Source organism: Rheinheimera maricola (assembly GCF_016918075.2).
Taxonomy (GTDB): domain Bacteria; phylum Pseudomonadota; class Gammaproteobacteria; order Enterobacterales; family Alteromonadaceae; genus Alishewanella; species Alishewanella maricola_A.
Map to the genome: position 1 here is coordinate 19,811 of NZ_JAERPS020000001.1, position 13,415 is coordinate 33,225.

The window sequence follows — 13,415 nt, forward strand, 5'->3', positions numbered from 1 at the left end:
TTGTGCGTTTAGGGATAGAAGGTAGAGTAGTGGTACTTAAAAGGAGATACGCCCGTGGATGATTTTTCACCTTCAGATTTAAAAAGCATTCTGCATTCCAAGCGGGCGAATATGTATTACCTGCAGCACTGTCGTGTGCTGGTTAAAGGTGGCCGGGTTGAATACGTAACGGATGAAGGCAAGCAGTCGCTGTATTGGAATATTCCTATTGCTAACACGACATGTTTATTACTGGGAACCGGTACTTCTGTAACTCAGGCTGCAATGCGGGAATTGGCTCGGGCAGGTGTTTTAGTTGGATTCTGCGGTGGTGGTGGCACGCCATTGTTCAGCGTAAATGATGTTGAAGTTGAAGTGGCTTGGTTTAATCCACAAAGTGAGTACCGGCCCTGCGAATATTTGCAACTATGGCTGAAGTTTTGGCCCGACGACTTCAAAAGGTTTCAGGCAGCTAAAGCCATTCAGCAGTTCAGAATTGATTTCACGTTGAAGCACTGGCTTAAAAATAAGTCGTTTATCGACAATGGCTTTGTGGTCAATGAAAGCCAATTAGATTCAGCATTGTCACGCTTTAAACAAGATGTAGATGCTGCAAATGGCACCCAACCACTGATGTTGGCAGAAGCTCGATTGACCAAATTACTGTATAAAATAGCCTGCAATACCTTAGCGCATGACGACAGCTTTACCCGTGCTAAAGGGGGAAGTGGTATTGACCCTGCAAATCGCTTTTTAGATCACGGTAACTATTTAGCCTATGGCTTGGGAGCAACTGCTACCTGGGTTTTAGGCTTGCCACATGGCTTTTCGGTACTACATGGTAAAACCCGCCGGGGTGGTTTGGTATTTGACGCTGCCGATCTAGTTAAAGATGCTTTGGTGTTACCGCAAGCTTTTATCAGTGCGATGAATGGCGATGACGACCAAGAATTCCGTCAAAACTGTATTACCAATTTTCAGCAAGCTGAAGCGCTGGATTTCATTATCGATAGCCTGAAAGTTATCGCAGCAGAGCATGGTGGCGAACTATGAACATTATGCTGGTATCGCAGTGCTCGAAAAATGCCCTTTTTGAAACACGACGGATCATAGATCAGTTCGCTGAACGGCGTGGCGACAGAACCTGGCAAACACCAATAACTTTGCAAGGACTTGATGTACTGCGCAAGCTGTTGAAAAAGTCGGCACGGCGCAATACTGCTGTGGCCTGCCATTGGATCCGCAGTAAAAATCATACCGAGTTGTTATGGGTAGTGGGTAATCAGCGTAAATTCAACGTTGATGGTGCCACACCAACCAATATGACATTGCGCAATATTCTGCGTAGTGAGGATGAAAACAGCTGGCACAACGCCGAGGTTATCGCTTTATTGGCTGCTATTGCCGGTTTGTTTCATGATTTTGGTAAAGCCAATTTTCTGTTTCAGCAAAAAATAAATCCCAAAGTAAAAACGCCGGGTTATGAACCTTATCGCCATGAATGGGTATCGCTACGGCTATTTCAGGCATTTACTGCCGGTAAAACAGATAATCAATGGCTTACTGAATTAGCCAATATTACGGCTCAGTTTGAACACAGTGTTTTAGCAAAGCTACATAAAGATGCGCCGGAACAGGGGCATCTGGAGCCGTTTGCCGGTTTAGCACCAGTTGCCAGGTTAGTCGCTTGGCTAATCGTATCTCACCATAGATTGCCTATTTTTCCGGATAAAAAATCTGATACCAAACCTGTGTTTGAAAACATAAACAGCTGGCTGAACAATTTTGATGTGTTATGGAATTCCGTAAACAGTGCTGAGAGTTGTGAGCAACAGCGACGTGAACAAAATTGGTTTTTTGAATATGGTACGCCTTTGCTTAGTGCAACCTGGCGGCAAAAAGCCAGTGAATTTGCAGCTAGATCGCTGAAGTGCGGCAGGCTGTTTGAGCGCGATTGGTTTGAACAGCGCTTTACTAGTCATAATGCACGGATGGTACTAATGTTGGCCGACCATTATTATTCGGCACAAGAACCTAAAACAAAATGGCAAGATGCAAGCTACAAAGCCTTTGCTAACTCTGACCGCAAAACCAAAGTGCTTAAGCAAAAGTTAGATGAGCATAATATAGGTGTTAGCCATAATGCCTATTTATTGGCCAGAAGTTTACCGACGTTAAAAAATACTTTGCCAGCCATTACCCGGCACAAAGGTTTTAAGCAACGGGCCAAGCTGGATAAGTTCCGCTGGCAGGATAAGGCCTATGATTTGGCGTGTTCAGTGCGGGAAAACAGTGTTGCTCAAGGCTTCTTTGGTATCAATATGGCCAGTACCGGCAAAGGTAAAACCTTTGCCAATGCCCGTATTATGTATGGTTTAGCTGACGAAAAGCTGGGATGCCGTTTTAGCGTGGCACTGGGACTAAGAACGCTAACCTTACAAACAGGTGATGCGCTAAAACAGCGTTTGCATCTGACTGATGATGACTTGGCGGTATTAATTGGCTCAGCAGCAGTGCAACAATTGCATGACATCAGTAAGCAAACTTTACAAGCTGAGCTGGCCGTCAGCAATAGCGCCACCGGCAGTGAGTCTCTGGCCGATCCTATCGCAGAGCACCTTTACGTAAGTTATGAAGGCAGCTTGTATGATGGCCGCTTAAAAAACTGGTTAAACAGTAGCCCGAAGCTAAATCAGCTGGTGAGTGCACCGGTACTGGTAAGCACTATTGATCATTTGATGCCAGCAACCGAAGGTGTGCGTGGCGGTAAGCAAATCGCGCCTATGCTGCGGTTGCTAACGGCTGATTTGGTGCTGGATGAACCCGATGATTTCGACACTGCCGATTTACCCGCGCTGTGCAGGTTAGTGAACTGGGCCGGAATGTTAGGCGCCAGAGTGCTGTTTTCATCTGCCACTTTACCACCAGTACTGGTGTGCGCCTTGTTTGAGGCCTACCGCACCGGCAGAGAGCACTTCAATGCAGTGAATGCTGATGGTCGGTCACAGTTGCCGGTTATCTGCGCTTGGTTTGATGAATTTACCGCAGTAAAAGCAGAGTGTGCAGATAAAAAGCAGTTAATGCAGCAACACACGTTATTTGTTGAAAAGCGGGTTAAGGCGCTGGCAACTCAGCCTGTGCTGCGTAAAGCCAGTTTACTTGGGGTAACCGTCAGCAGTAAAAATCCAGATCTGATTATCAGCCAACTGGCTAGCCTGATCCAGCAGAGTATTTGTCAGTTACATCGTCAGCATCATCAAGTGGCACCTACAGGTCAAAAAGTATCAATCGGCCTGGTACGTATGGCCAATATTAATCCTATGGTAGCTGTGGCTAAGCAGTTGCTACAAATGGCAGTACCTGTCGATTGCCATATTCATTATTGTGTTTACCACAGCCAGTACCCATTAGCTGTGCGCTCTGCTATCGAGCAAAAGTTGGATGCAGCACTGACGCGCTACAATACGTCAGCGCTTTGGCAGCAATCAGAAATCAGCCGCGCACTCGCGCAATATCCACAAGACAATCATCTGTTTGTGGTACTGGCGACCTCTGTCGCTGAGGTCGGCAGGGATCACGATTATGACTGGGCAATTGCCGAGCCCAGTTCTATGCGCTCACTGATCCAGTTGGCCGGGCGTATTCAACGGCACCGCCAGCAACCAGCAAATAGCGACAATCTACTGATCTTGTCGCAAAATTTCAGAGCACTAAAAGCATCCACAGATCGTTTTGGGACGCTGAAACCTGCATACTGCCAGCCTGGCTTTGAGCGAGACGATTTACGGCTCGATAGCCATGATCTTAAAGTGATTTTGCCTGAAGAATCTTTTCTGGCTATCAATGCATTGCCGCGAATAACTCAGCCGTCATTATTACCATCAAAGATACTAAGCAGCCTTGTGTTGTTTGAACACTTTTCGCTGTTTCAGAATTTGTTTCCTCAGCCCGACATGCCGTTACCTAAAGACGTTGTATGGCCACCTGATTATGCCGCAAGGTGGTGGCTGCATGACGCAACCTGGAGTGCTGAATTACAAAGACGCAAACCATTTCGTAAGTCATCGCCTGATGAACCTTACTGTCTGATGTTATCAGAAGAAGATAACGAGCCGGTATTTACGCGGATTAATGATGCTGTCTGGCCGCTGGAATATATCGAAGCAGAAAACTTTGTCACTGAAAGCTGGCAGCCAACACAAGGCAACCATGCCTGGTTTACGCTAGATGCGCTGTCGGTGTATCAGCAGCGCGCAGAACAAATGGGGCTCACGCTTGAAGAGGTGAGCAAGCAATTTGGTGAGATCCGCTTAAGAGTAAAACAGAATGCCGAAAAGTGGCATTACCACCCGGTGTTAGGTGTGTATAGCGAAGAAGGATATTAAATGAACACTGAAGTTATTGCGTCAATCCTCGAATACTTCGAGGTGGTCGAAAAAGATTCTGAATTATTTCCGATTAGGAAGAAGCTTGATGAAAAGCAAAAGGAGTTTTCTAAACTCAAACTGGATGATCTAAAAGCCACGAAGTTGCAGCAAGTCATCAACGCACTTCAGACGCAGTTGGTTAAGCAGAGGGAGCTCTCGCTTTTGACTGAAATACCAGCTTGGTTTGATAACGTTGCTCAGGACGGATTGAATTGTAAGAAAAGGATGGCAAAGGTCACGCACTCAACCAAATTCAGTCATCCAGAAAATGAATACTCTGGTATCTGTGTGGAACCGGCGCAGGGCGGTGACTATCTATCGACTGATAACTCTGGCTTTAATGAATATGAAATTTCTTACAGTAATGGCGCGTTGATAAGAATTGCCCTTTTTTTCCATGTGAATTTTAGCGGTAAGACTGTTTTTGAGCGGCTGATCGCTAACGATTTTGAATGGCTTAACTGCTTTAGTAACTCAACTGAGAAAGTCCATGAGTGGGGGCAGGGGCTCGCTTGCTGGCTTGGCGAGCATGATTTGAAAGCTATTGAAAAGATGAAGCAGCTATATTTTCCCGTTTCTGGTGATGAATATCACCTGCTTTCGCCAATGACTTCTTCATCTCTTGCTCACGAACTGTTTAAAAAGATAAATAACTCGAAATGGAGTGAAAGCAGTAAAAAGGGGCGTTTAGCAAAGAGCAAATCACTTTACTCGGAACTAGCTGTTACAGAGTTTCCTAAACTGGCCACTACTTTTTTTGGTGGTGCTCATCCTCGAAACATTTCGCTGTTGAATCATTTGAGATCGGGCAAAACCTACTTACTCAACTGCGCACCGCCATCCTGGCAATCGACGTTAAAACCACCGTTAAATGACCAATCTATATTTTCTGGCCGTGAATTTAACCGCCGGGTATGGCGTGATTTACAAGAACTACAACGCTACTTGCTTAGTGTAAAAAGGCGAGATAGTACTTTAGAAATTCGCCGTAATATCGCCGCTTACGTAAATGATCTTATTGATGGCTTGCTAAATTATGCGGCTGAGGTGCAGGGGCTAAGCGAGCACGCTGGTTGGAGTTTGCAAAATTGCGAACTAAAGCAGGCGGAACAACTGTGGTTGGACACCTGGTGTGAGGATCTGCTGTTCCAGCAAAAAAGGGCGAACCACAACTGGCAGCAAGATATTTGTCTGGCCTTTGCCGGTTGGTTAAACAGTAAGCTGAACAAAGCCTTGAAGAATGATGGATTGGTCTTTGGTACTGTTCAATATCAACATTGGGCGAAGTTGTTGTCGCCCCGGCTACGCGATTATGAGCTTGGCACAACGGTGTTTTCTGCAGGTAAGGCAAAAGCGGAGGCTGTAGTATGAGCAATTATATTTTGCTGGAACATATCAAAGTCCAAAATGCCAATTGTATTGCCGGTTTTACTTATGGCTTTCCGGCCATTACCCATTTCCTTGGCTATACCCACGCATTGTCGCGTAAGTTACAGCAACAGTTTGGTATTGAACTAACCGGCTGTGCAGTGGTATGCCATCAGCATCAGGTACAGGCCTATCAACCTGGTGGTTGGGGCGACTACGTTTTTGCGCTTACCCGCAACCCTCTAATCTTAAAAAGTGGCAAAGCAGAAACAGCGCCTATCGTTGAAGAAGGTCGGATGCACCTTACCGTTTCATTGATTCTGGAATCCAGCAAAGCATTTAGTGGCGCTCAGCAACAACAGTTAGTTGAAACACTTACTGTGCTAGCGCAACGACAAAAGCTAGCTGGTGGCCAGGTGATTTGCCTCAAAGGCGTTAGCCTGTATAGCGATGATGACGAGCAAGTGTTAAGCCGTAAATTGTTGCGCAAAGTGCTACCGGGTTTTGTATTAACTGATCGCTCAGAGCTGTTAAAGCAGCATTGTCAGCGGTTAATCGCGACTAATCCCAATGCCACTATGCTGGATGCCTGGCTGGATTTTGCTGCGTTAACTTATCAGGCTGTCACACCGGAGAATGTTGACTTATCAACAGAGCCGAACGCTGTTGAATGGGTACGGGTACCGAAACCGGACAAAGGTTACCTGGTGCCGATCACTACCGGCTATAAAGCGATTTCTGCGCTTTATCCTGCTGGCGCTGTTGCCAATAGCCGTGATCCGCAATATCCGTTTTGTTTTGTTGAATCTGCGTATGGCGTTGGCCAGTGGTTAAGCCCACACCGTGTCCCTGATTTACGCGATGTTATCTGGCGTTATCGTCAGCAGGGCCCCTGGTATTTATGTACGACAAACACCTCACAAAATGCATTAAAGCTGCATCCGGAGCAGGAAGCAGCTTTAGTTGAACTTACAGAAACTGAACTTACTTACTTCTAAAAAGGAACATACTTATGACTACTACTTTAAAAACAGCATCGGTACTGGCTTTTGAAGCCAAACTGGCAAATTCAGACGCTATTATGGCCAGTGGCAACTGGGAAGAGCGCGCAAATACAAAAAGCTTTTTGCCTATAACGGTTAAAGAAAAAGCGGTACGCGGTACTATTTCAAACCGGTTAAAGTCGGCTTTGGCCAGCGACCCGGCAAAGGTTGATGCCGAAGTGCAAAAAGCTAACCTACAAACTGTTGATAATGCCGCACTGCCGTTTGAGCATGACACGCTTAAAGTCAGTTTTACCTTAAGAATCATCGGCGATTTAGCGACACCTTCTACCTGTAATGATCCTGAATACCAACAGGCATTGGCCAGCCTTATTAATGGCTATGCAGAACAAACCCAATTTACCGAGTTAGCTAATCGATATGCCGCTAATATTGCCAACGGCCGTTTTTTATGGCGCAACCGGGTAGGTGCGGAGGCAGTAGAAGTGCAGGTAACGCATGGCAAAGAGCTTTGGACATTTGATAGCCAACAGTTTGACTTGCGCAGTTTTGCCGAACCGACCGGTGATGTAGCAAAATTAGCGCAAGTCATTAAGCAGGGGCTCGCAGGAGAAAGCTTTGCGCTGCTTACAGTTAATACCTTCGTTAAGCTAGGTGCGGGCCAGGCTGTTTATCCATCGCAAGAGTTGGTAATGGGCGGCGGTAAAGGTGATAAAAGCAAGTTCTTATACCAATTAGATTGTGTGGCCGCTATGCACTCGCAAAAAATTGGCAATGCACTGCGCACTATTGACACCTGGCACCCGGAAACAGCAGAAGTTGGTGCTATAGCAGTAGAACCCTACGGCTCAGTAACTAACCGTGGAAAGGCTTATCGCCAGCCAAAAGACAACATGGATTTTTATAAATTACTGGATGGCTGGGTTCTAAAGGGTAAAACCCCGCCGTTGGAACAGCAGCACTACATTATGGCCATGTTGATTCGTGGTGGTGTATTTGGTGAAGCTGGTTAAGGGGGCTGACAATGGATAGCTATATCGAAATTACGGTATTGCCAGACTTAGAAGCTGATGCCAACTTTCTAATGAATAACTTGTGCTCAAAACTGCATGCGGTGTTAGGGCAGGTGACGGAGGGTAAAGTAGGGGTTAGTTTTCCAAATTATGCGGTGGCAGGTAAAAACCTCGGAACAAAGCTGCGGATACATGGCGACGCTGCAATGCTGGGGAAGTTAATGGCGCAAAGTTGGTTAAAGGGGCTCAGAGATTACTGCCAATGCAGTGCGATACTGCCAGTACCTGCTAATGCCAAGCAGCGATATTTTGCCCGGCGGCAGGTTAAAAGTGTACATAACAAGCGTCAACGCTCCATCAGCAAAGGCTGGCTGACGCAAGATGAAGCTATGACGAAGATTAGTGACGACTCGCAGAAGCTGCTTAAGCTACCATTTTTGCAACTAACCAGCCGTGGCAATAAACAACAAATGAATGTATTTGTTGAGCAAGGACCGGTAATTGATTTACCAACTGAGGGTAGCTTTAATTCCTACGGATTAAGCCGGCTATCCGAGAAAGTAACGGTGCCTTGGTTTTAACCCTTTTTTCTAAGCTTAGCTGCAGCCCTTAAAATTCAAGGGCTGTTTTTATCTTTTAAAAAAAAGGTAAATCTGCGGAAGCACCAACAGCTCTTTAAAAATTAGGATTTTAGTGCTTAAATGCTTTACTTCACTGCCGAACAGGCAGCTTAGAAAAGCATAAAACCCCTTGTGCGTTACGCCCTCGACTTCACTGCCGAACAGGCAGCTTAGAAAACATGCAAACCTCTGTGTCGATGGCTGCAACCCTTCACTGCCGAACAGGCAGCTTAGAAAATTAAGCTATTTCAGGCTCTATCTAACTATCGCTTCACTGCCGAACAGGCAGCTTAGAAATGTCGGCCCAAAGCAAAAAATAAATTATCTATCTTCACTGCCGAACAGGCAGCTTAGAAAAAATGGGCCAGCGCTGACGTAAACATTAATGGCTTCACTGCCGAACAGGCAGCTTAGAAAGGCGAGGATGTGAGAGTTATGTGGGGTTTCAGCTTCACTGCCGAACAGGCAGCTTAGAAAGACCTGCGTGAAGCCGCGCAGAGTATAGAATGCTTCACTGCCGAACAGGCAGCTTAGAAAAACGCAAGAGTTGGTTAACAAACTAACAGCAGACTTCACTGCCGAACAGGCAGCTTAGAAATAATAAAAACCTACACCAGCGAAGGTGAAACGCTTCACTGCCGAACAGGCAGCTTAGAAATTGTTCTGAACCACCAAATTGATGATATAGCGCTTCACTGCCGAACAGGCAGCTTAGAAATGGTTAATTAGTGAAGCCATGTAATTTTGGCGCTTCACTGCCGAACAGGCAGCTTAGAAATCAGATGGTTAAGCTAGATAAGGTGCGCAAAGCTTCACTGCCGAACAGGCAGCTTAGAAAGAATAGTACAATCGCGCCATTAGGCTTGATAACTTCACTGCCGAACAGGCAGCTTAGAAATGCAAGCGTCTAGGTGCTGTTATCTATCTGAACTTCACTGCCGAACAGGCAGCTTAGAAAAATATAAATATCCGTCTTTGCGCTCAACTGCTCTTCACTGCCGAACAGGCAGCTTAGAAAGGTGAAAGCGTCTGCCCGACCAACAGCGGAGTCTTCACTGCCGAACAGGCAGCTTAGAAATACACCGAAAGCCATTAAGTGGTCCCCAAGTCCTTCACTGCCGAACAGGCAGCTTAGAAATTGGCAGCTATCTGTCCATCAATAACCGGCAGCTTCACTGCCGAACAGGCAGCTTAGAAAATCAGTAAAAACCCGCGCAGGAATGAAACTATCTTCACTGCCGAACAGGCAGCTTAGAAATGACACATTAGTTATAAATTTAGGTAAGGCTACTTCACTGCCGAACAGGCAGCTTAGAAAATGTATAACTAGGCAACTATTTTGCCTGTGCTCTTCACTGCCGAACAGGCAGCTTAGAAAATTTAGCCAAGCCGAAAAACCGGCGCCGATTACTTCACTGCCGAACAGGCAGCTTAGAAAGCATAGCGGTATTGTCTATATACGGTAAATAACTTCACTGCCGAACAGGCAGCTTAGAAATAGTAGAACAAGCAGTAAAAAGCCTTACAAGGCTTCACTGCCGAACAGGCAGCTTAGAAAAATCAGTAACTTCTGGTTTATTAACACCGCATCTTCACTGCCGAACAGGCAGCTTAGAAAATTAAGCAATTCAATGATGGGCTAGCAAAGCACTTCACTGCCGAACAGGCAGCTTAGAAACTCAACAGCTTAAGCGCTGGTTAGACGCTGGCCTTCACTGCCGAACAGGCAGCTTAGAAAATCATTGCGATAACCATTAGCTTGAGCTAGCTCTTCACTGCCGAACAGGCAGCTTAGAAATTACCAATCCAAGAAGCAACTAAATGGGAAATCTTCACTGCCGAACAGGCAGCTTAGAAAACGCCGTTAAGAAACTGCTAGCGCCTGGTATGCTTCACTGCCGAACAGGCAGCTTAGAAACATTGTACTTCGAAGAAACCGAACGCGCCCCGCTTCACTGCCGAACAGGCAGCTTAGAAACCAAACTATGCAACACTTGACGCTGATTTAATCTTCACTGCCGAACAGGCAGCTTAGAAATGACTGTTAGCGTTAAGAAAGTAATCGCGGTTCTTCACTGCCGAACAGGCAGCTTAGAAAGTTTGATGAACAGCCACATGCAAACCTCTGTGCTTCACTGCCGAACAGGCAGCTTAGAAACTGCGGGAAAACAGCAAAACAGCAACAACACACTTCACTGCCGAACAGGCAGCTTAGAAAAAAAGCGAGGAAGCCAAAGAAGCCTGGCACAACTTCACTGCCGAACAGGCAGCTTAGAAAAGGTAAAATTTTGATAGCGGCGATTGCAGCAACTTCACTGCCGAACAGGCAGCTTAGAAATGGTGTGGGTGGCTGTGGCGTACCTGCGCAAGCTTCACTGCCGAACAGGCAGCTTAGAAACACCCTAAATCAGCTGCACGACTTTTAAAATACTTCACTGCCGAACAGGCAGCTTAGAAAAAGCGGATTCAGTTGCTGACTCTACATAGCTGCTTCACTGCCGAACAGGCAGCTTAGAAATACTTGTTGCGCTCTGTGAACGGATGGTCCGCCTTCACTGCCGAACAGGCAGCTTAGAAATATAAACTACTCGCAGCATGACGGGAACATCGCTTCACTGCCGAACAGGCAGCTTAGAAACTGCAATAAAGGACCGTCAAAACGCCGTTCGACTTCACTGCCGAACAGGCAGCTTAGAAACTAAACTCATCAGGTAGGCGATTCTTAAGCCACTTCACTGCCGAACAGGCAGCTTAGAAATCATCCCTGTACAGCATAGCAAGGTCGCCATTCTTCACTGCCGAACAGGCAGCTTAGAAAGGTAAAAAGAAAAAGGTTAGTGAATAAGTGTGCTTCACTGCCGAACAGGCAGCTTAGAAATGAGCGCATGAACTCTACAAGAGCTTGGATTACTTCACTGCCGAACAGGCAGCTTAGAAAATCGGAGAAGTGAAGATATGAAGCGACCAGACCTTCACTGCCGAACAGGCAGCTTAGAAAAGCTGATGCTGCGCGTATGACTCTGAGCTGGCCTTCACTGCCGAACAGGCAGCTTAGAAATGCCGCAATGCTGTACCAGCGTCAGCGCCCTCCTTCACTGCCGAACAGGCAGCTTAGAAAATAAACTCTAAAGGGTCTCTTGTTAAAAATAGCTTCACTGCCGAACAGGCAGCTTAGAAAAAGCGCATCAGTGATATGATCAAGCCCTAAAGCTTCACTGCCGAACAGGCAGCTTAGAAAATTATGCGCGCACCAATCCGCCACTAAACACCCTTCACTGCCGAACAGGCAGCTTAGAAAAAAAGCCAACTATTGAAGCGAGGTAAGAATCACTTCACTGCCGAACAGGCAGCTTAGAAAATGCCAGCTATTACCAGCGGTTTACTAGCAGCCTTCACTGCCGAACAGGCAGCTTAGAAATATTGATGCGCAAGCGAAATCATACTTAATGTCTTCACTGCCGAACAGGCAGCTTAGAAAAAAGGAAAACAGGTCAGAGCCTAGCAGACTTTCTTCACTGCCGAACAGGCAGCTTAGAAACTAAACTCATCTGGCAACCGATTCTTAAGCCACTTCACTGCCGAACAGGCAGCTTAGAAAGTGAGCCGGCAGAGCGCTACAATGCGTACACCCTTCACTGCCGAACAGGCAGCTTAGAAAACTACTTCACCGCAACAAACCAAACGAGGCTCCTTCACTGCCGAACAGGCAGCTTAGAAAAACAAACGTTGCTACACCGGCCATGTCTACAGCTTCACTGCCGAACAGGCAGCTTAGAAAGCTAACGGCATTACGCCGACTTTCAAAGGTAGCTTCACTGCCGAACAGGCAGCTTAGAAAGTTGAATCAACAACGATAAGCGCACCGGATGCCTTCACTGCCGAACAGGCAGCTTAGAAAGAAAGGTAGAACACCTCCAAAATCAACAACATCTTCACTGCCGAACAGGCAGCTTAGAAATCGCAATAAAGTCTTGGCACTTACTGAATATGCTTCACTGCCGAACAGGCAGCTTAGAAATCTAAGCCGTCAAGCTCGATGCGTTGTAATATCTTCACTGCCGAACAGGCAGCTTAGAAATATCCAGACCCAGCGGGGCGAGCAAGAAAAACCTTCACTGCCGAACAGGCAGCTTAGAAAAGCAAGGACTTGGCAAAGAGAAGGTGGCAGAACTTCACTGCCGAACAGGCAGCTTAGAAAAGTTACGGTCTTTCTTCCCACGTCAGCCTAAACTTCACTGCCGAACAGGCAGCTTAGAAATGTTACAGGGTCGTATTCAATCCGCGCAATGTCTTCACTGCCGAACAGGCAGCTTAGAAAGTCGAGCGCGCCATCACGAAAGCCATTAACGACTTCACTGCCGAACAGGCAGCTTAGAAAATTAGCCGCTTGGCGTAGTTCTTCAGCCATAACTTCACTGCCGAACAGGCAGCTTAGAAAAACACTGGTGACTATTCTGCTGCAACCAACACCTTCACTGCCGAACAGGCAGCTTAGAAAACAACGGCTATTTTTATGCACGCCGCCAAGCCCTTCACTGCCGAACAGGCAGCTTAGAAATAGCCGAAGTTAAGGCGCAGGCTATTGATGGTCTTCACTGCCGAACAGGCAGCTTAGAAAAAGCTAAAAACCGTCGAGCTCGCCATCACGAACTTCACTGCCGAACAGGCAGCTTAGAAAAATAGCAGCCGCTGCACGTACTATTGCACGGCCTTCACTGCCGAACAGGCAGCTTAGAAAAGATGGCGCTGACTGGCCTTTTAAAAGAAATACTTCACTGCCGAACAGGCAGCTTAGAAAAATGAAATTGCCGACTTGAACACGAATGTCTTCTTCACTGCCGAACAGGCAGCTTAGAAATAGCAGCCATAACCGGCGCAGCTGGCGCAGACCTTCACTGCCGAACAGGCAGCTTAGAAAGAAAGAGCAGCGCAAGCAAGGATTGCAGAAAGCTTCACTGCCGAACAGGCAGCTTAGAAAATCAATATAACCCATAACTTGCGCCT

General features: G+C 46.6%; 6 protein-coding genes and 1 CRISPR repeat array (1 of these 7 cut by a window edge). All 6 genes read left to right on the plus strand.

What is annotated here, in order from left to right; genetic code table 11:
* Positions 1–54: 54 nt before the first annotated feature.
* The 6 genes from cas1f to cas6f are packed head-to-tail and all read left to right on the plus strand — an operon-like array spanning position 55 to position 8,372.
* Complete coding sequence (gene cas1f / locus I4W93_RS00125; RefSeq protein WP_205312551.1) at positions 55–1,032, plus strand: type I-F CRISPR-associated endonuclease Cas1f; 978 nt, start codon at positions 55–57, stop codon at positions 1,030–1,032.
* On the plus strand, positions 1,029–4,364 hold the full coding sequence (gene cas3f, locus I4W93_RS00130) for a type I-F CRISPR-associated helicase Cas3f (RefSeq protein WP_205312550.1): 3,336 nt from the start codon (positions 1,029–1,031) through the stop codon (positions 4,362–4,364). The genes cas1f and cas3f overlap by 4 nt, the downstream gene beginning before the upstream one ends.
* The gene (csy1, locus tag I4W93_RS00135) at positions 4,365–5,777 is read left to right on the plus strand and encodes a type I-F CRISPR-associated protein Csy1 (protein WP_205312549.1); all 1,413 of its coding nucleotides are present in this window, start codon (positions 4,365–4,367) and stop codon (positions 5,775–5,777) included. It abuts the gene before it with no gap.
* Positions 5,774–6,772: a type I-F CRISPR-associated protein Csy2 gene (gene csy2 / locus I4W93_RS00140; RefSeq protein ID WP_205312548.1), complete on the plus strand. Its 999-nt coding sequence runs from the start codon at positions 5,774–5,776 to the stop codon at positions 6,770–6,772. The genes csy1 and csy2 overlap by 4 nt, the downstream gene beginning before the upstream one ends.
* 14 nt (positions 6,773–6,786) lie before the next feature.
* Positions 6,787–7,791: a type I-F CRISPR-associated protein Csy3 gene (gene csy3, locus I4W93_RS00145; protein WP_205312547.1), complete on the plus strand. Its 1,005-nt coding sequence runs from the start codon at positions 6,787–6,789 to the stop codon at positions 7,789–7,791.
* Between the two features lie 11 nt (positions 7,792–7,802).
* Positions 7,803–8,372 (plus strand): type I-F CRISPR-associated endoribonuclease Cas6/Csy4, encoded by a 570-nt coding sequence (gene cas6f / locus I4W93_RS00150; protein WP_205312546.1) that lies wholly within the window; start codon positions 7,803–7,805, stop codon positions 8,370–8,372.
* A 128-nt stretch (positions 8,373–8,500) separates the two neighbouring features.
* Positions 8,501–13,415: direct repeats of the CRISPR family, unit length 28 nt; unit sequence CTTCACTGCCGAACAGGCAGCTTAGAAA; it runs 2,434 nt beyond the window's last position.